The 20222-nt window shown below is 64.9% G+C and carries 9 protein-coding genes; 5 read left to right on the forward strand and 4 right to left on the reverse strand.

Annotated elements, in window-relative coordinates; all coding sequences use genetic code 11:
• The first annotated feature begins 114 nt into the window (after window positions 1–114).
• Window positions 115–3708 carry a transcription-repair coupling factor gene (gene mfd / locus P5G52_RS17205; protein ID WP_301229796.1) on the forward strand — a complete coding sequence of 1198 codons (3594 nt, stop codon included), beginning with the start codon at window positions 115–117 and terminating at the stop codon, window positions 3706–3708.
• 136 nt (window positions 3709–3844) lie between these two features.
• On the opposite strand, the gene P5G52_RS17210 is transcribed toward mfd, so the two are convergent.
• Both P5G52_RS17210 and deoC read right to left on the reverse strand, forming a co-directional pair.
• Complete coding sequence (locus tag P5G52_RS17210) at window positions 3845–4144, reverse strand: hypothetical protein (RefSeq protein WP_301229798.1); 300 nt, start codon at window positions 4142–4144, stop codon at window positions 3845–3847.
• 37 nt (window positions 4145–4181) lie between these two features.
• Window positions 4182–4862, reverse strand: a complete 681-nt coding sequence (gene deoC, locus P5G52_RS17215; protein WP_301229800.1) for a deoxyribose-phosphate aldolase — start codon at window positions 4860–4862, stop codon at window positions 4182–4184.
• Between the two features lie 752 nt (window positions 4863–5614).
• Between deoC and P5G52_RS17220 the strand changes: the two genes are divergently transcribed.
• The 4 genes from P5G52_RS17220 (at window position 5615) to P5G52_RS17235 (ending at window position 12666) form a co-directional block, all read left to right on the forward strand.
• Window positions 5615–8887, forward strand: a complete 3273-nt coding sequence (locus P5G52_RS17220; protein ID WP_301229802.1) for a glycoside hydrolase family 3 C-terminal domain-containing protein — start codon at window positions 5615–5617, stop codon at window positions 8885–8887.
• A gap of 294 nt (window positions 8888–9181) precedes the next feature.
• Window positions 9182–9886, forward strand: coding sequence for a glycoside hydrolase family 16 protein (locus tag P5G52_RS17225; protein WP_301229804.1), 705 nt, complete (start codon window positions 9182–9184; stop codon window positions 9884–9886).
• A 180-nt stretch (window positions 9887–10066) separates the two neighbouring features.
• Window positions 10067–11671 carry a polysaccharide pyruvyl transferase family protein gene (locus P5G52_RS17230; RefSeq protein ID WP_301229806.1) on the forward strand — a complete coding sequence of 535 codons (1605 nt, stop codon included), beginning with the start codon at window positions 10067–10069 and terminating at the stop codon, window positions 11669–11671.
• Entirely contained in the window at window positions 11668–12666 is a 999-nt protein-coding gene (locus tag P5G52_RS17235; RefSeq protein ID WP_301229808.1) for a glycosyltransferase family 2 protein, read from the forward strand. The genes P5G52_RS17230 and P5G52_RS17235 overlap by 4 nt, the downstream gene beginning before the upstream one ends.
• 250 nt (window positions 12667–12916) lie before the next feature.
• Here the strand turns inward: P5G52_RS17235 and P5G52_RS17240 are convergent, their stop codons facing one another.
• A complete protein-coding gene (locus P5G52_RS17240; protein WP_301229810.1) occupies window positions 12917–15550 on the reverse strand; it encodes an S-layer homology domain-containing protein in 2634 nt (877 codons plus the stop codon).
• A 528-nt stretch (window positions 15551–16078) separates the two neighbouring features.
• Window positions 16079–19981 (reverse strand): S8 family serine peptidase, encoded by a 3903-nt coding sequence (locus P5G52_RS17245; RefSeq protein WP_301229812.1) that lies wholly within the window; start codon window positions 19979–19981, stop codon window positions 16079–16081.
• Window positions 19982–20222 lie beyond the last annotated feature (241 nt).

The raw sequence follows: 20222 nt of genomic DNA on the forward strand, positions 1-20222 counted from the left end.
CATCCCCGGGAACAGTTCATCTTTTCCGGGCTTTTGTGCTGTCTCCGCCCTGTCGCGCACCTGCTGGATGCGGGAGATACGGGCGGAGGAACCCACGCCTGAGGAGTTCCCATCATGAGCCTGAACGGATTGCGCGCAGCGCTTGCCGAGGACGCGTCGTACGCCCGCGTACGGACCAACGCCTCACGGCCTGTCGAGCAACGCAGCGCGGACCTGCAGATCGGCGCACCCGCCGGCATGCGGGCGCCCCTGATCGCCGAGATGGTCGACGGCCTGGCCGGGCTGGCCTCCGCCGACGGCGGGGCCGCGCCGGTGGTCCTCGCCATCACAGCCACCGGACGGGAAGCCGAGGACCTCGCCGCCGCCCTGCGGAGCTACCTGCCCGACAGCGCCATCGAGGAGTTCCCGAGCTGGGAGACCCTGCCCCACGAGCGCCTGTCGCCGCGCTCCGACACGGTGGGGCGGCGCCTGTCGGTCCTGCGCAGGCTCGCGCACCCCGAGGGTGTGCCGGTGCAGGTCATCACCGCCCCCATCCGCGCCGTCGTGCAGCCGCTCGTCGCGGGCCTCGGTGACCTCGAGCCCGTGTCGTTGAAGGTCGGCGACGAGGTGGCCTTCTCCGACGTCGTGAAGGCGCTCTCGGATGCCGCCTACGCGCGGGTCGATATGGTCACGCACCGCGGCGAGTTCGCCGTACGTGGCGGCATCATCGACGTCTTCCCGCCCACCGAGGACCACCCCATCCGCGTCGACTTCTTCGGCGACGAGGTGGACCAGATGCGCTGGTTCGCCGTCGCCGACCAGCGCTCGCTCACGTCGGGCGAGCCACCGGTGGCCCTGTACGCCCCGCCCTGCCGGGAGATCCTCATCACCCCGTCCGTCATGTCCCGGGCCGCGAAGCTGCAGTCCGAACTGCCGGCCGCGGCGTCGATGCTGGAGAAGATCGCCGGGGGCATCGCCGTCGAGGGCATGGAATCGCTCGCGCCGGTGCTCGTGGACGCCATGGTGCCGTTCGCCGGTGAACTGCCGGCAGGATCGATCGCCGTCGTCATCGAACCCGAGAAGGTCCGCGCCCGCGCCCACGACCTCGCCGCGACCAACGAGGAGTTCCTCGCGGCGGCATGGTCGACGGCGTCCGAAGGCGGCGCCGCACCCCTCGACCTCAGCGGCGGCCTCGGCACCGACCTGCAGGAAGCCAGCTTCCGCTCGCTCGCCGACACCCGGGCGACCGCGCTCGCCCACTCGGTCGCCTGGTGGGGCATCACGTCGTTCGGTGCCGACGAGGAACTGAGCGACGTCGACAGCTTCACGCTGCACGCGCGCGAGCCGCGCGGCTACCAGGGCGACGTCGCCGAGATGATGGACTTCATCGGCGGACGCGTCCGTGACCAGTGGCGCGTCGTCGTCGCCACCGAAGGCCCGGGGCCGGCCCAGCGCCTCGCCGAGCTCTTCCACGACAACGACATCCCCACGAGCCGCGTCGACTCGCTCGACGCTCCGCCGCAGCCCGGCATCATCGAGATCACGACGGCCTGCGCGGGCCGCGGCTTCGTGGTGGACGGCCTGAAGATGGGGCTGCTGACCGAGGCCGACCTGCTCGGGCGCACGAGCGCCTCGGGCACGCGGGACATGCGCAAGATGCCCTCGCGCCGCCGCAACGCCGTCGATCCGCTGCAGCTCAAGGAAGGCGACTTCGTCGTCCACGAGCAGCACGGCGTGGCGAAGTTCGTCGAGCTGATGCAGCGCTCCACGGGCGCCGGACCCACCCGGACCACGCGCGAGTACCTCGTCCTCGAGTACGCGCCGTCCAAGCGCGGCGCACCCGGCGACCGCCTCTTCGTGCCCACGGACCAGCTCGACCAGGTGACGCGCTACGTCGGCGGTGACGCGCCGGCCCTGAGCAAGATGGGCGGCTCGGACTGGAGCAAGACCAAGAACCAGGCACGCAAGGCGGTCAAGGAGATCGCCGGCGAGCTCATCCGTCTCTACTCGGCACGCATGGCCTCCCGCGGGCACGCCTTCGGGCCCGACACCCCCTGGCAGCGCGAGCTCGAGGAGGCCTTCCCGTACGTCGAGACGCCCGACCAGCTGACCACGATCAACGAGGTCAAGGCGGACATGGAGCGGGAGATCCCCATGGACCGCCTCGTCTCGGGCGACGTCGGGTACGGCAAGACGGAGATCGCCGTGCGGGCCGCCTTCAAGGCGGTGCAGGACGGCAAGCAGGTGGCCGTGCTCGTGCCCACCACGCTCCTGGTGCAGCAGCACTTCGAGACCTTCTCGGAGCGCTTCTCCGGGTTCCCGGTACGGGTCCGCGCACTGTCGCGCTTCCAGACCGCCAAGGAGTCCCGGGAGACGGCGGAGGGCCTCACCTCGGGGGCCGTCGACGTCGTGATCGGCACGCACCGCCTGCTGTCGAAGGAGATCTCCTTCAAGGACCTCGGGCTCGTGATCGTCGACGAGGAGCAGCGGTTCGGCGTGGAGCACAAGGAAGCGCTGAAGAAGATGCGCACCAACGTGGACGTCCTCGCGATGAGCGCGACGCCGATCCCGAGGACGCTCGAGATGTCCCTGACCGGGATCCGCGAAACTTCGACCCTCGCGACGCCGCCGGAGGAGCGCCACCCCGTGCTCACCTACGTCGGTCCCTACACCGACAAGCAGGCCTCGGCGGCGATCCGCCGTGAACTGATGCGCGAGGGCCAGGTGTTCTTCGTCCACAACCGCGTCTCGTCGATCGACCGCACGGCCGCGCACCTCAAGGAGCTCGTGCCCGAGGCGCGCGTCGCCGTGGCGCACGGCCAGATGACGGAGTCGCGGCTCGAGCAGATCATCGTCGATTTCTGGGAGAAGCGGTTCGACGTCCTGGTCTGCACCACGATCATCGAGACGGGCCTGGACATCTCCAACGCCAACACGCTGATCGTGGACCGGGCCGACTCCTACGGGCTGTCGCAGCTGCACCAGCTCCGCGGCCGCGTGGGCCGCGGACGCGAGCGCGCCTACTCCTACTTCCTGTACCCGTCGGAGAAGCCCCTGGGCGAAGTGGCGCTCGAGCGGCTCAAGGCCGTCGCGTCGCACAACGAGCTCGGCGCCGGCATGCAGCTGGCCCTGAAGGACCTCGAGATCCGCGGCGCGGGCAACCTGCTGGGCGGCGAGCAGTCGGGCCACATCCAGGGCGTCGGCTTCGACCTCTACATCCGCCTGGTCGGCGAGGCCGTCGCCAACTTCCGGGGCGAGGCCGAGGAGAAGGCAGCGGACATGAAGATCGAGCTGCCGGTCAACGCCCACCTGCCGCACGACTACGTGCCGGGGGAGAGGCTGCGCCTCGAGGCCTACCGGAAGCTCGCCGCCGCGGCCACCGACGAGGCGATCGACGCGGTCGTGGCCGAGCTCAAGGACCGCTATGGCGAGCCTCCTGCCGCTGTCGAGAACCTGGTGGCCGTGGCGCGCTTCCGGGTAGCGGCCCGGCACCTCGGCCTCACGGACGTGGCGCTGCAGGGCAACTTCATCAAGTTCGCCCCCGCCGAACTGCCCGAGTCGAAGCAGATGCGCCTCACCCGGATGTACCCGGGCGCCGCGGTGAAGCCGGCCCTCAACGCGGTGCTCGTCCCCAAGCCGAAGACCGCGAGGATCGGCGGCCGCGACCTCGTCGACGCCGAGATCCTGGACTGGGCGAAGAACGTGCTCGAGGCGGTGTTCACGCCCTAGCCGTCCTGAACCGTCGTGAGTCATCCCGGGCCCCGCGCCCCGGGACGGCGGCGCACGGCCGGAGACACGAAGAGGCCGTCCCCGTGGGGACGGCCTCTTCGTGCAGGTGGACGGCGGCGCCATGGCGCCGCCGTGGTCAGGAGTTGACGCCCGCGGACGTCTCCTTCTCGGCGGTCCGGTTGCCCTCGGCAAGGTTGTAGCCCGTGTCGGCACGCCCGAGGATGCCCTGGGGGATGAAGAACGCGAGGAACGCGAGGACGACCAGCGCGGCCATGGGCCAGACGTTGTCGAGCGAGAGCCAGCTCACCAGGTACAAGCCGAGCAGGAACATGCCGAACATGATCACGAACACGAGGACGTTCCCGACGAGGTGCCCCTTGCCGGCGTGGGCAGGTGAACTCCCGGCGTCGCTCCTGGTGGAAGCTTCATGTGACATTGGATCTCCTTGCGTGCGTGGTGTGACTGCTGCGTCGTCAGTAGCCTGCGGCGCCCTGTTCTCCCTTAACGATAGCGACTCCCGAGCTTGCGCCGATACGCGTTGCTCCGGCGGCGATCATGGCTCGGGCGTCCTCGAGGGAACGGACACCGCCGGACGCCTTCACGCCGAGGTCCGGACCGACGGTCTTCCGCATCAGGGCCACGTCCTCGATGGTGGCGCCGCCGCCGTTGAAGCCGGTGGAGGTCTTCACGAAGTCGGCTCCTGCCTCGACGGCGGCCTCGCAGGCAAGGACTTTCTGCTCGTCGGTGAGCAGCGACGTCTCGATGATGACCTTCAGGATGGAACCGTGTTCGTGGACGGCGTCGGCGACGGCGAGGATGTCCTGGACCAGTGCGTCCCTGTCTCCCGCCCGCGCCGCGGCGATGGTGATGACCATGTCGATCTCGTCGGCGCCGTCGGCCACGGCGCCGCGGGCCTCGAAGACCTTGACCTCGGTGGTTGTGGCGCCGAGCGGGAAGCCGATCACGGAGCAGGTGAGGACACCGGTGTCCTTCACCGCCGTGCGTACGGTGCTGACCCAGACCGGATTCACGCAGACGGACTTGAACGAGTACTCGACGGCCTCGCGGCACACCGTGAGGATCTGCTCACGACTGGCTTCGGGCTTGAGGAGCGTGTGGTCGATGAAGGAGGCAAGGGATACGTCGGTAGGCATGGTCCCCATCTTTCCATGACGGCGAGGGCGCATCGAGAGGTTCACTCGTGGCTCTCCCACCCTGGGGAGAGGGAAGACTCGACCTTGCTCCTCGAGGCAGGATGGCTGAAGGAAGCTGACTCGATGAGCAGCACCATGTCTCGCCCCGACAAGCTACGCGAAGGCGTCTACGGGGCCGCCCGGCAGATGACCCGTGCCTGAAGAACGAGAAGATCGCTCCTCGGGTGAATCCGGCGGCCCAAATGATACCCGGCAGCAGTCCACGCCCTCGTGTCCAGATGCTCAGACCCACGGTATCCGCGCAGTGTCATCGTCGTGGTCATGGTTGTTGGCTCGAGTTGAACAGTGATCGCGGTTCACCCGCTGCAGTATTTGATGTTGACGCCCTTTCTCCGCAGACTTGGACTTCCTTGAATCGCCTGAGGTGGAGTTGTAGCGCGAGGACTTGGGATTGAATTGGATTACGGTTCGCCCCGCACGCAGGCCGCTCGAGTCTTGAAGTGCCAGATTGCGAAGGGTTAAGGCTTTTTTACCGCAATGGCCCTTTACCGTGCTGTGCGTCACCTATGCTGTGCCTGTGCGCAACGGGGGATTTTCTGCACAACTCCAACAGCCTGCCAGGACGAAGTCTCGGTCTCACGGTTGGTGTCGTTCTTACCTCTGACCTGCCACAGATAGACGCGCTCACATATCCAGAGCGTGCACCCCTTGCTCTGCTGGAGACGGGGTCCTATGACAGCTAGGAGCATTTGATGCTTGGATCAACCCGCGGCGCGCCGCAGAAACTGGGGCTCGCTGCCCTCGTGGGGATGTTGGTTGCAGCCACGATCTCACCTGCAGCAAATGCAGTGGAACAACCGCAGGACGGGCAGAACGCTGCCGCGGCAGCTCAATTCCGTGACATCGCCGGGAACGAGCACCGGGCCGCCATTGAGTGGCTGGCCGCTCAGGGACTGACGACCGGTTACCCGGACGGTACGTACCGCCCTCTCGGGTCGGTGAATCGTGACGCGATGGCCGCGTTCATCTACCGCCTTGCTGGTGAGCCGACCTTCACCCCACCTGCCCGGTCCCCGTTCTCGGACGTTCCGACGACCATGAAGTTCTACAAGGAAATGGCGTGGATGAACGCCCAGGGTATTGCGACGGGTTTCAGCGACGGCACGTACCGCCCCCTGACCCCGGTGAAGCGTGACGCAATGGCCGCGTTCATGAACCGCTACGCCGGCGACTACTGCAACATCGCGATCGCAGAGAACTTCCCGAAACCAACCGTCGCACCGTTCGCCGACGTCCCGGTCACCCTGCAGTTCAGCACGGAGATCGCATGGATGAAGGACTCCGGAATCAGCCGAGGCTGGACCGAGAAGAACGGCACGAACACCTACCGTCCTCTACTGCCTGTCGCCCGTGATGCGATGGCGGCGTTCATCCAGCGCCTGGACGTCTACGAGAACGCCAACGGCGGCTGCAAGCCGGACCTCTTGGATGAGCAGCCCTGGAGGAACCCCGACCTGCCTTCGGCGGAGCGCGCATCTCTGGTCGCAGCAGCGATGACCCTTGACCAGAAGATCGCCTTCCTGCAGCAGGATGACGGCCGGGGAGTACCCGAGTTCGGACTTCCTCCCATCCGGGCGAAGGACGGTAGCTCCGGTCTGACCACTGGGGCTACACCGACCACAGCGCTTCCATCAGGCGTCGGACTTGCATCGACCTTCGACCCCGTGCTGGCTCGCGCGTACGGGACCGTATCGGGTGAGGAAGCACGTGCCACGGGCTGGAACCACCTCGCCGGTCCGACCATGGATCTCACCCGCACACCGTTCAACGGACGTATGTGGGAGGGGTTCGGCGAGGACCCCCTCCTGAACGGGACCACTGCAGCGGCCCAGGTTCAGGGTGAGCAGAGCGCTGGTGTCTCCGCCCTGGTGAAGCATTACAACCTCAACAACTTCGAGACCCGACGTGGTCACGTGAACGTCCAGGTGGACGAGCGGACCCTGCAGGAGGTGTACACGCGCCCGTGGGAGAAAGTGGTTAAGGAAGCCGATCCTGGCGCGGTCATGTGTTCCTTCAACCTAGTGAACAGTTCCCAGTCGTGCGGTAGCGACCTGCTCCTGAATCAGATCCTCAAGAAGCAGCTGGGATTCAACGGCTACGTGTCCTCGGACTTCAACGCCGGCAAGAGCCTGTCCGACTACGCAGCCGGTCTTGATACCTCCGGTCCTCAAATGGCGTACTCCGGAGCGAACCTGAAGCAGGCAGTTCTCAACGGCACCGTCCCCGAGGCCCGGGTCACCAACGCTGCAGAGCGTGTCGCCTACGCAATGTTCGACAACGGCATCTTCGACAACCCTCCGGTAGGATCCTTCGACTACCCGCGACAGGCCGAACCAGCCATTCCTGCGTCCATGCTCGACGCGCACGCTGCGATCGCCACGGAGGTCGCCGGCGACTCGGTCGTCCTGCTCAAGAACGAGAGCTCGGCGCTGCCACTGGCGTCTTCGACTCCCAGTGTTGCTGTCATCGGTTCGGATGCCGATCACTACATCGCCGCCGGTGGAAGTGGTACCGTGCCCAGGCCTGCACAGTTGACGACCATCCTCGATGGCATTACCGCCCGAGCGGGATCGGCGTCCGTTGAGTACGCTGCCGGCACTGATCCGGCATCACTGGCCGACACGTTGCCTGGACCCGCACCCATCCCGAGCACCGTCCTGACGAACGTGCAGGCCCAGTACCGCATGGGGCTGAACAACTTCGGTGGAAACGCGATGATCGCAAGGTCCGAGCGCCAGATCAACCTGCGCACCGGACTGTCGAACGATGTCATCAACAGTTCCCAGGTGCCAGGCCTCGGCTTCCCACTGGTGACCAGCCAGATGTCGGCTGTCTGGACGGGAACATTGGCCGCGCCGACGACCGGTACCTACAAGCTCTCACTGTCGCACCTGGGCACCGCCCGTCTCTTCATCGACGGCCGGCAGCTTCTCGCTGATCCCGGCGTCACGTACGGCACCCAGGAAGTAGCGGTCAGCCTCACGGCCGGTAAGCCTGTTGCCGTTCGTGTCGAGTACGTCACCGACGCACCGGACCAGTTCAACGGCTCGCTGAACGACCAGCCCGGGGCGATGATCCGTCTTGGCTGGACACCACCGGAAGGAGTTTTCTCCCCGGCCATCCAGGAAGCGGTCGCCCTTGCAAAGCGATCAAGCGTCGCCGTCGTCGTGGCTCGGGACTACACCGGAGAAGCAGCGGACCGCGGTTCCTTGAAGCTCCCGCAGGATCAGGACCGTCTGATCAAAGAAGTATCCGCAGCGAATCCGAACACGATCGTCGTCCTCGCAACGAGCGGTCCGGTCACCATGCCGTGGATCGATCAGGTTCCCGCTGTCATCGAGGCCTGGTACGCCGGACAGGCACAGGGCACCACCGTTGCCGGCGTCCTCTACGGTGACATCAACCCCTCAGGGAAGCTCCCCATCACCTTCCCTGTCAGCGATCAGCAGGCCACAGAGGTCGGAGTCGACAACCCCTTCGACTTCGTCGAGACCGTGAGTCCGGTCGTGTCCTACGATGAGGGGGTTTTCGTCGGCTACCGCGCGTACTCCACGCAGAACGCGACCCCGTTGTTCCCCTTCGGTCACGGTCTTTCCTACACCAGCTTCCGCCGCCTCAACGTGGACCTCCCGGCCACCGCCGCGGCGGGTCCTGCAGGGCCGGATGCGACAGTGTCGGTGCAGGTAAGGAACACCGGTACCCGAGCCGGTGAGGAAACAGTACAGGTCTACGCCGGATTCCTTCCCGGCACAGTTCCCACCCCGGCTCGTCAGCTCGCCGGATACGGAAGCCTCACCCTCACACCGGGAGCGACCGGGTCCGTCGACATCAAACTGGATCCTCGCTCCCTCCAGTACTGGGATGCAGGAACCGATGCATGGGTCACTCCCACCGGTCCTGTGCCGATCTACGTGGGCAGCTCCGTCGCGGATGCCCAGCTCGCAGGAACCATCACGCTCGGCTGACAGCTGATACCAGATGAATGAGAGAGCCCGGGAGCCACAGGTTCCCGGGCTCTCTCATGTGCCCAGCGCGTAGCTAACCGACCAGATCAACCGGAGTGCACCATCACTACTTCATCCCAACTCTCCCGACGACAGCTCATCCGGCTCACCGCAAGCGTGCCGGTAGCCGGACTCCTTGCTGCCTGCTCCGTCGAGGATCGAAAAAATACTGCCTCCGCTGACACCACTAAAAGGCCCCAGGAGCCGGGTTGGCAGACTGTCTGGGAGGACCGCTTTGACGGAAGCTCACTCGACATGGCCTCGTGGACCGCCCTGGACTACGGGGGGAACCGCGACCTCGGCGAACAGCACTACAACGACCCGTCGATGGTCAGCCTTGAGGGCGGCAACCTGGTCCTGAAGGCACGGAAAAGCCCGCGGGATGGTTTTGAGTATCTTGCGGGAAGCATTTCCTCCAAGGGAAAAGTAGCCCTGGGACCGCACGGACGCCTCACCACCCGGCAGTACATCAGCCCAGGCGACGGAATCGGGGTCGGTGTCTGCTTGTACGGGTCGAACATCGATGAGGTGGGCTGGCCTGCCTGTGGTGAGATTGACGCTACGGAAATTGCTGTGGCCCGAGGGGAATCCCCCTTCGCATCGATCCATGGGCCTGGATACTCAGGCGGCTCCCCGATCTCGGCGACGCGGCAGGGCGACACACTGATCGGACGGTGGGCCGAACATACGCTCGAGTGGGAACCGGACCGCATCTCATGGGCCATCGACGGTGAAACGTACCACGTTGCAGAAGCAACAAATCCCAGGGCCGTAAACGGCTGGCCTTTCGAGCAGCCCTTCTTCGTCACCATCGTCATGACCGTCGGCTCAGGGCTATCCGGTCCCGTCGACGAATCAACGTGGCCCCTCAGTGAACAGGGAATGAAGGAGGACCCCTACGCCGTCTTCGAGTTCATCCGCTTCGAACAGAAAGACCAGGAGGGCCAGGAACACCCATGACTCCTCAATCGGCGCCACCGTCGCGCTTCTCCATCGTCTCCTAGCTGCGCGCCTCCAACGGGCAAGCATGAGGGCTACTAACCGACTCGGCCGAGATGCAGCGGTGCGCTGTCGCGTCGCGAAGTAGCCTACGGGCGGGCGTGAGCGTCCATGTGGTTTCTATCGGTGAGAATGGAGAGCGTGAAAGTAGCAGTGTTGGGAGACGTAGGCCAGCCCGTGTACCACGTTGGGGACGAGGCAATGACCCATGCTGCGGTTGATGAGCTGAGGGCTCGGGGCATCAATGACATCGTGGTCTTCACCCGGAGCGTGGCGGATTCACGGTCAGCGTTCGACGCTGAAGCTGCTCCTACTCTGGCTTTTCCCGGGCCTCCGCAGGAGCGTTCCGATTACCTGTGGAAGGTGCTTGCTGCCGCAGAAGGGGACCGGACTGTTCTTCCCGAAACAGATCCTGTGTGGGAGTTCATGGGGGAGTTGAGTCAGTGCGATGCCCTCCTTGTTGCTGGTGGAGGCAACATGAACTCGTTGTATGGGTGGCTGCTGTACGAGCGCGTCGCAGCCGTCCGGATCGCCAAGCTCCTAGGATTGAGTGTCGTCGTGTCTGGGCAGACCCTGGGCCCGGACCTTTACGGCCCTGATCGTGAGGCAGCACGCACGCTTCTCGAAACAGCCGATATGGTCGGCGCCCGGGAAGCCTCTTCCCTGCAACTCATGCAGGGACTGACGCCAGCAGCACACTTGGTGCGCCCATGCCTTGATGATGCTTCCTTCTTCGCCGCCGCGAGCCCACCAGCGCCTGCAAATTCTTGCGAGACCACAGCGAATCGGGACGAGGAGGTCCCTGTTGGCCCCTTCATTGCTGCGACCTTCTCACCCGGTCATGGGGAGGTGGACCGGGATACTTACCTGTCCACCTTGGCTGCCGTGCTGGACGACGCTTCCGAGCTCACGGGGTACCCGGTCGTTTTCCTTCCACACATGGCCACACCGACTGGTACGGCGCCGGCCGGGAAAACTTGTGCGGGGAGCGCGACAGGATCTGCTGAAGTGGCCACTGACACAGGGCAGCGAAAAGCGCAGGCGTTCGACGTAGACGAACACATGCACCATGAAATTGCCGCCCGCATGGAGAGCAATTGCGCGGTGCTGCTGCCCATCCAGAGCGCCTACCGGACGGCCGAGCTCACTCGGCGCTCGGCTTTGGTCATCACGTCCCGATACCATCCGGTGGTCTTCGCTCTCGACGCCGGGATCCCGGTCGTAGCTCTCGTGCCGGAGGGATACAGCGACGCGCGCATCCGGGGGGCCCTGGAAAACTGGGGACTGGGCAATCTGGCACTGCCACTTCCCTCTCTGTTCGATGGCAGCCTCACCCGAGCCATTACTGACATATGGGCCCAAAGGGACGCCCTGACCTCGTACCTGACGGACATACGGGCTTCCCGGGTGAGCCAGCACCACCAGTGGTGGGACAACGTCGTTTCCGTTCTGCAGGGCGGACAGGTACCGGATGACCAATCTGCGCCCACGAAAGCGTTGCCACTACCGGTCCTTGACCCGCTCTGGCAAGCACAGGCCGCATCATCCGCCCTGGCCTTCCTGCCCATGTCATCGGCTTTGACTGCATTACGGTTGGAAAACGAACACCTGCGCGGGCAGTACCAAACCGTCCGCAGGGAACGAGACCACGCCAGAGACGACTTGGCGTCCTGGCTCGGATCAAAATCATTTAGGCTCGCTAGGAAAATAGCAGCAGCGGCAGCACTTGTGAGATGGAGCAAATGAATCAGCAACTCCCGGCGGCAGAGGTTGCCGTCATCATGCGTACCAAAAACCGGAGCGTCCTACTGAAGCGTGCCGTGGAAGATGTTCTGAAGCAGAGCCTGCAGGACTGGCACCTGGTCATTGTCAACGACGGCGGAAACCCGACCGACGTGGATGCCCTTGTCGCTACCAGATCTGATCGGCTACGGGACCGGGTCACCGTCCTTCACCACGATAAGAGTCGGGGCATGGAAGCCGCATCGAACGCAGGTATTGCTGCCAGTACCTCGACGTACGTGGCCATACACGACGACGACGACTCGTGGCACCCTGATTTCCTCTCCCGCACGGTGGACTACCTGAACACCAGGTCTGATGCCGGCGTGGGCGTCCGCACCGAGATAGTTCACGAGAGGATCGAGGACGACCGGATCATCGAGACCGGCAGGGACCCCTTTTCACCCGAGATCCGGGAGCTCATGCTCAGCGATGCGCTCCGCTTCAACCGGTGCGTCCCCATCGGCCTGCTCTACCGTCGGGAACTCCATTCAGAGGTCGGCGGTTACGACGAAAGCCTCGGCGCGGTCGGTGACTGGGAATTCCAGTTACGTGTCCTTCAACACCACACTCTCGGCTTCATCGACGGCGAACCGCTGGCCTTCTGGCACCACCGCCACGGGACCGAAGGCGACAGCGGCAATAGCTTTCTCGCCGGGAAGAACGACCATCTCTACTTCGACAAGTACGTTCGGGAACGCCACCTCCACGAATACGCAGCCACTCACGGTCTGGGTGCCCTGCTGTATCTTGCCGGCGCCGGTAAGGAGCAAACGGACCAACTCCATCACCGGATGAACTACTCCGAAGAACTGCTCCGCGACCTTCAGGCGCGCTCCCACCGCACAGAAGAAACCCTCCGCCACCTGGAGGCCGCCATAAGCGACGCCAGCCTGGTGAGTTTGCTCCGCCGCCGATACCGCCGGTTCAAAGACCGCCTGCGCCCTCCGAGGTCCTAACGTCGGCGCCCTAACCTCAACGACTTGGACGCCGTCCTGCCTGACCTCTGCGCGTAGCTTTGCGGGCTCGTCGCGGCTTTGCCAATTGGCCAAACCCACTCGGTGTATTCCTGGTCGCACTCATCCCGGGGAGTGATGACGGCCAGCACGGCGGACGGCTGCGGCCGTGCGCAGATCTGCGCACGGCCGCGGTTCGTTCCCACTACCCGAGCGTGGACAGCTGCACTGACCCGCCAGGGTAGAGCGGATTTCAGGGTTTTCCGTTGGCGCGGTATAGGAACGCGGCCATGGCGTCCCGGTTGACTGGTTGCAGGGCACGGTAGGTGCGGGTCCCGTTGGGTTCGGCCCATCCGGTGCTGATGCCCTGGGCGGCGAGCCAGGACATCTCCTTGTAGAACAACTGGGTTGTGGCCACGTCCGCGAACGGTGACACGGCCGGGGGCGTGTAGGCGGGGGAGCCGGCGGCGCGGTAGAGGAACGCGGCCATGGCATCCCGGTTGACCGGTTGCAGGGCACGGTAGGTGCGGGTCCCGTTGGGTTCGGCCCATCCGGTGCTGATGCCCTGCGCGGCGAGCCAGGACATCTCCTTGTAGAACAACTGGGTCGTGGCCACGTCCGCGAACGGTGACACGGCCGGGGGCGTGTAGGCGGGGGAGCCGGCGGCGCGGTAGAGGAACGCGGCCATGGCATCCCGGTTGACCGGTTGCAGGGCACGGTAGGTGCGGGTCCCGTTGGGTTCGGCCCATCCGGTGCTGATGCCCTGCGCGGCGAGCCAGGACATCTCCTTGTAGAACAACTGGGTCGTGGCCACGTCCGCGAACGGTGACACGGCCGGGGGTGTGTACGGCGCCAGGGTGGTCTTGAAGGTGGTCGTCCAGCTCGCCGTGGTACCGGAGGCGAGGACATAGTCGGCCTTCGCGCGGGCGGTGACCGTGACGGTTCCGGTGCCGGGGTAGGTGCCGGCGGCCTTCATGGTCCCGCCGACCAGGTACTCCACGCCCTCGGTGGCCGGGATCGTGTAGGTGTCGTCCTTCGTGCCGTCCGCATCCGTGAACACCACAGCCGCTGGGGACACGGAGATGGGGGTGGTCTTGAAGGTGGTCGTCCAGCTCGCCGTGGTACCGGAGGCGAGGACATAGTCGGCCTTCGCGCGGGCGGTGACCGTGACGGTTCCGGTGCCGGGGTAGGTGCCGGCGGCCTTCATGGTCCCGCCGACCAGGTACTCCACGCCCTCGGTGGCCGGGATCGTGTAGGTGTCGTCCTTCGTGCCGTCCGCATCCGTGAACACCACAGCCGCTGGGGACACGGAGATGGGGGTGGTCTTGAAGGTGGTCGTCCAGCTCGCCGTGGTACCGGAGGCGAGGACATAGTCGGCCTTCGCGCGGGCGGTGACCGTGACGGTTCCGGTGCCGGGGTAGGTGCCGGCGGCCTTCATGGTCCCGCCGACCAGGTACTCCACGCCCTCGGTGGCCGGGATCGTGTAGGTGTCGTCCTTCGTGCCGTCCGCATCCGTGAACACCACAGCCGCTGGGGACACGGAGATGGGGGTGGTCTTGAAGGTGGTCGTCCAGCTCGCCGTGGTACCGGAGGCGAGGACATAGTCGGCCTTCGCGCGGGCGGTGACCGTGACGGTTCCGGTGCCGGGGTAGGTGCCGGCGGCCTTCATGGTCCCGCCGACCAGGTACTCCACGCCCTCGGTGGCCGGGATCGTGTAGGTGTCGTCCTTCGTGCCGTCCGCATCCGTGAACACCACAGCCGCTGGGGACACGGAGATGGGGGTGGGTGTATTGGTGACGGTGAGGGTGGCGAGAGTCTGGAAGAAGGTGGACTCGTTGCCGAGGGTGTCGGTCAGGGGGTAGAGGGTCACTTCCCACTGGCCTGTTGCCGAGCCCTGAGGGATCGTGACGGAGCGTTCCCAGATGCCGTCCTGCACAGTCCCGGAGACAAGGTTCATGCGCCCGAATCCGAAGCTCTGGTCGGTGGTGGTGTGGCTGACCGTGAGCACGGGCGCTTGGACGCCGGTCTGATCAACCAGATGAACGGTGATCGTCGCGGTCGTCGGTCCACTCTCGAGGTTCAGGGTCGTGGGAGTGACGGAAGAACTCACCAACACCGGCCCACGCGTATCCGAAGCCGGGCCGGTGACGGTGAGGGTGGCGAGAGTCTGGAAGAAGGTGGACTCGTTGCCGAGGGTGTCGGTCAGGGGGTAGAGGGTCACTTCCCACTGGCCTGTTGCCGAGCCCTGAGGGATCGTGACGGAGCGTTCCCAGATGCCGTCCTGCACAGTCCCGGAGACAAGGTTCATGCGCCCGAATCCGAAGCTCTGGTCGGTGGTGGTGTGGCTGACCGTGAGCACGGGCGCTTGGACGCCGGTCTGATCAACCAGATGAACGGTGATCGTCGCGGTCGTCGGTCCACTCTCGAGGTTCAGGGTCGTGGGAGTGACGGAAGAACTCACCAACACCGGCCCACGCGTATCCGAAGCCGGGCCGGTGACGGTGAGGGTGGCGAGAGTCTGGAAGAAGGTGGACTCGTTGCCGAGGGTGTCGGTCAGGGGGTAGAGGGTCACTTCCCACTGGCCTGTTGCCGAGCCCTGAGGGATCGTGACGGAGCGTTCCCAGATGCCGTCCTGCACAGTCCCGGAGACAAGGTTCATGCGCCCGAATCCGAAGCTCTGGTCGGTGGTGGTGTGGCTGACCGTGAGCACGGGCGCTTGGACGCCGGTCTGATCAACCAGATGAACGGTGATCGTCGCGGTCGTCGGTCCACTCTCGAGGTTCAGGGTCGTGGGAGTGACGGAAGAACTCACCAACACCGGCCCACGCGTATCCGAAGCCGCCTGCGCCGAGCCTGCCGTGATCAGCGCGGAGACCAAGGCGCTCATTACTAGAAGGATGATGAACGTTAAGGACGATGTCCTACGCGTTAAGGACATGAGGTTCCCCTTGATTGCGATTGCTGATTTGGTAGCTTTCCGCCACCTAAGACCAAGGTAAATGTACGGCACGTTTGGGATGTAACCGCTGAGGAATTGCCGAGCAGAACTCAACGGATTCACGTTCCTCGGTGGTGGAGGGACATCAAAAATGCGTGGATCAGTGGCAATGGGTGCCACGAAGTAACGGCGTGGATGTGGTTGCATTCCCGCCGGCAACCCGTTGCCATCGCAGGGGTGCCCTGTCGCTTACAGTGTCATAGGGTAGCGCCCCGAAGTATGTCGCATGCACGCCCTATCGAATTGGGAACTCACAAAGGCACTCACCACCTATCGGGACTCCCTCACCGCCCAACCAGCCGCCGCCGCTTGACCAATATAGGAGCATCCCTCGTTCGTGAAGAGCCCGATAAAGGCCGTTCAGCTAGCTGAACGGCCCTTATCAGAGCACGTGACGAATGGCGCTAGTGGCAGGATTTAGGGCTTGCAACCACCGTTATCGGTTTCGTAGCTGTCGAGGCGCTGGATGAACGCGGCCATCGCATCACGAGCGACAGGCGCCACCGGACGGTAGGTGCCGTCCGCCCAGCCGGTACTGATGGCGGAGGCTTTCATCCACGAGATCTCGCGGGCGAACTGCAGATTGACCGGCACGTCCCGGAAGGACGCGGTGGACGGGTTGGTGTAGTTGCCCGCGTCGGCGATGTTGCAGAATTCCCCAGCGAAACGATTCATGAACGCGGCCATCGCGTCACGATTGACGGGAGCGAGCGGACGGTAGGTGTCGTCGCTGTAACCCGTCGTGATGCCGGTTTCGGCAAGCCAGGACATCTCCTTATAGAACTTGGTGTTCGGGGTGATGTCCTTGAAGGGCGACGTCGATGGAGCCGCATATGCCGGCTCTCCCGCGAGGCGGTAGAGGAAGGCAGCCATGGCGTCACGGTTGACCGAACCGAGAGGACGGTACGTGCCGTCCGGGTAACCGGTGGTCAGTCCCGCGTCGGCCAGCCAGTTGATGGCGGCTTCGTGCTGGTTCCCTGCGGTATCCGGGAAGCGAAGCCGGCCCTGCTGGATCGCAAGGACCTCGTCGCGCGCACCGGAGGCGTTGTGGTGGTGCAGGAAGAGGCCCTTGCTGGTCGTGTTGCCGGCAGTGCGGTGGACACGGAGCGAGGATCCGTCCGTAACGATGAAGCTGGTGTCGGCAGAATCCCCCTCGAACCAGAAGGCAGGTTCGGAAACGCTGAAGTCGATCCAGTCCGTGGTGTCCACGGGCACGTTCTGGCCTTCGGCGTCAACGCTGTACTGGCTCGATGTGCTGACGCGGTACGAGATGTCGGCGCCTGCTGCAAGGTTGAGGCCCATTTTGGCCACGGGCAGCGGCAGGGTCACGACGTTCGTATCGAGCAGGTTGGTGTCGACGTCTCCGAACACATTGTTGGCAATGCCGCCGTCCACGGGTTCTGCGCTGATCGTTCCGTCGTCGCTCACGGCGTAGAGGTTGACGAGGACCAGATCCAGTTCTTCCGCGCGGCCGGTAGCGGCGATGAAGTCGGCTTCGTCATTGTTGTCCGCGTCGATTTCGATCTGGATCTGGGGCGCGCTCGAGAGCGTGTTCCAGTTCGCCCACGTGCTGATACCGAAGGACAGGTAACCGGCGAGGGGGTCCCCGCCGGCCTTCACCAGTCCGGGGACGGTCGAGGATGCACCGACCGACTTCAAGTCGAGTGCGTACAGCGACTCCAGTGCCAGTGATTCCCTACGAGCACTCTCGGTGCCGAGGACGAACGGCGATGCGATCGACGCGTACAGCGAATCCTCCCCGCCTTGCAGAAGGCCGCGGCCCGTGAAGGTGAGATCGCTTTCAAGGTCCGACGGGGTGTCGAACGGGATGTTCGTGCCGGCGGTGAGGTCCGCGGTCGGCTTCGGAGCGGCGTGGACCGGTACCCGGAGAGTCGAAGCGGTCGTACTGGTGAACTGCACACGCCCGGAAGCGTCTGCGATGTATTGGCGTGGAACTTCCTGCTGGAACCTTTCGGCGGCAGGGTCGATGCTCTTGGCCAGGGCGGTGGGATCAGCGATGGACAGGACGACGTCGAAGGTTGCTCTACCGTTGGCTGGCACGTCGGCCGTAGCTGAGCTAGTGCCGGTCGCGGTGACCGAGATCTCTACGCCGGGCATTGCTGTTGCTTCGAGGTATTCGGCCGTGTAGGCCACGACGGTGTCGGAGCGGTTTTCCACGGTGATCTGCCTGGTCAGGGACACTGGGTCCGCTGCGAGCTCGAGGACACCGAAACTGACCGTGGTCAGCGCCGGATCCGCGGTGGCGTAGGCAAGCGACCGGGCATCTAGGGCATTGAGTGCGTCGACGCGGCCTGAACCGGTGCGGTTGGGAGCGTGGATGACGCCGTCTGCTGTGAGGATGTCGTGCGTCGCGGTGTTCATGATGACGCTCTTGATCTGGTACGGGTTGTAGTCCGTCGCTCCGACCAGGAGCGCGGCGATGCCGGCTACGCGAGGGGCGGCCATCGATGTGCCGGTCTGCGCGGACGCCAGGGTGCCGGAGCCGGACTGGACCGAGCCGATGGACGTGCCGGGGGCGGCGACGTCGGGCTTGACCACCCCGTTGGAGCCGTGGACGCCACGCGAGGAGCTGGGGCTCAGCGTGTCGAGGGCGTCGGAGGCGCCCACTGCGGTGCCTTGCAGGTCGGGATCGAGGCGGACCTGCAGTGTTCCGTCTTCCGCAGCCGCGCGAAGGCTCTGGGAGAACCGCGCGTTGAACTGGACGCCAGGGATGGTCGCGTTTCCGGCGATGCCGGCCTCGAAAACCGAACGAGGAGAGTCAAGTATGACGCCTTCCGCGCCTGCGGCCTCCGCGTTGTTGAAACGAACGCCGGAACCACAGGGGAACGCGCCGTTTTCCTCCCACTGAAGCCAGACCCACTTGCCTTCCAAGGAGCCGGCCTCGAAAGGGTTGCAGCCGAAGCGGTTGGCCGCAGGGCCCACCACGACCTCGCCCGTCAACTGCTCCTCGGTGGCGGAGGTGTAATCGAAGTTGGCGCTGTATTGGCCGGCTGCCCGACCCGCGACGTCCGCCGGGGCGAGGACGTCGATGCCGTCCAGGGTCACCTGGGATCCGACGGAATTCGCGACGGTCAGCGCTGATGCTGCGCTGCCTGGGGATCCTCCATTGTCGAAGACATCACCGCCGTTGCCGGAGGAAACGACGGAGAGGACGCCCTGCGCGGTGAGGCTGTTGACGATGTCGATTTCCGGATCATCATATGCGGGGAAGTCTGAACCGAGTGACATGTTGACCACGTTGGCGCGATCGGAGAAGTCGCCGTCGCGGTTGGGATCGAGCACATAGTCGAGGGCCAGACCCACGACCTCGCTTGTGCCTTCACACCCGAAGACGCGAAGGCTGACCAGTCCGGCCTTCGGTGCGCTACCGGGTCCGATGCGCATGGCGTTGACCTCCGCGGCGGTCAGGCTGGTGTAGTCGCCCTTGAAGGTGCTTCCATCCGCGTTCACGCCGTAGCCGGCGGCGGTGCCGGCTACGTGGGAACCATGGCCTTGGCAGTCGAGGGGGTTGGCGTCGGGTACAGGAACGGGACTGTAGGTATCGGAGGCCGGGTCTGGGTCGTAGGCGTCGCCCACAAGGTCGAAGCCGCCGATGAACTTGGCCGGGTCGTACAGGCCCAAGCTCTCCTCCGGAATGGTGGCAGAGGCCTTGGCAGTATTGAAGGCCTCGATCGTGCCGGGCCCTCCGAAGCCGGCGTGCGTATAGTCCAGGCCGGTGTCGAGGACGGCGATGGTGACGCCGTCGCCAGTCTGATCCCTCTGCACCCAGGATTCCAGGGCGCGGGTGTCGATAACGCCGCCCTTGTTATCAAGCGTCTTGGGAACGATGCCCGTAATTTTCTTCACGTCCGGGCGCGCAGCCAGGGCGCGGATCTGCTCCGCGTCGCCTGTCATGGCCACGCCCGGGATCGTGTTGGTGGTGGTGTAGAGACTGGTGGCCGACGCCTCGGCTGCCACGTCCTCTGCCTTCGCCTCGATTTCCCCGCGGATGTTCTGGACCTCGGCGACTTTCCTTACCGGAGCGGCCAGACCCGACCGGACACTCTGCGGCTGCGTCCGCTCAAAAGCTCCTGCACCTTCGAACTGGACGAACACCGACACCTGCCCTGTCCTGGTGCGCAGGTCCTGCGAGACCTTGACCTCGGGCGGAACCTGCGAACCGAGGCCCTGCGCGGTTGGTTCCCCCTGCGCTGACCCCTCTACTGCTGAGGCGGGCGTCGTCATGCTGGAAGCCAGGACGATGCTGGTTAGCGTTGCAAGCGCTGCCGATGCGGCCCTCCGACGGTATGACTTACTCATACTTCTCCTTTTTGAGGATCGATCAGGCCGACCAGTCAGGAGCCGAAACCCCTGCAGTCGCTGGTGCGACCATGAAAGATGCGAGTGTTTCCTTATGAAGTAAGGAGCGTTACCAGCGGCGACCGGACTCCCCCGCGGAACGGGCGAAGCTCAGTGCTATCACTTTTGTGACTTCAAGGAGGGGAGTCAATGGGCCCTGTGGTTGCGGACCGCATTCGTCATAACGATTCTATTACGGCCC

The organism is Arthrobacter burdickii, assembly GCF_030433645.1.
Lineage (GTDB): Bacteria > Actinomycetota > Actinomycetes > Actinomycetales > Micrococcaceae > Arthrobacter_D > Arthrobacter_D burdickii.

Coding starts and splice junctions, on each gene's coding strand:
- P5G52_RS17210 (WP_301229798.1), bottom strand. CDS start 4,144: ATGTCACATGAAGCTTCCACCAGGAGCGACGCCGGGAGTTCACCTGCC.
- P5G52_RS17225 (WP_301229804.1), top strand. CDS start 9,182: ATGGCCTCGTGGACCGCCCTGGACTACGGGGGGAACCGCGACCTCGGC.
- P5G52_RS17240 (WP_301229810.1), bottom strand. CDS start 15,550: ATGAGCGCCTTGGTCTCCGCGCTGATCACGGCAGGCTCGGCGCAGGCG.
- P5G52_RS17235 (WP_301229808.1), top strand. CDS start 11,668: ATGAATCAGCAACTCCCGGCGGCAGAGGTTGCCGTCATCATGCGTACC.
- deoC (WP_301229800.1), bottom strand. CDS start 4,862: ATGCCTACCGACGTATCCCTTGCCTCCTTCATCGACCACACGCTCCTC.
- P5G52_RS17245 (WP_301229812.1), bottom strand. CDS start 19,981: ATGAGTAAGTCATACCGTCGGAGGGCCGCATCGGCAGCGCTTGCAACG.
- P5G52_RS17220 (WP_301229802.1), top strand. CDS start 5,615: ATGCTTGGATCAACCCGCGGCGCGCCGCAGAAACTGGGGCTCGCTGCC.
- mfd (WP_301229796.1), top strand. CDS start 115: ATGAGCCTGAACGGATTGCGCGCAGCGCTTGCCGAGGACGCGTCGTAC.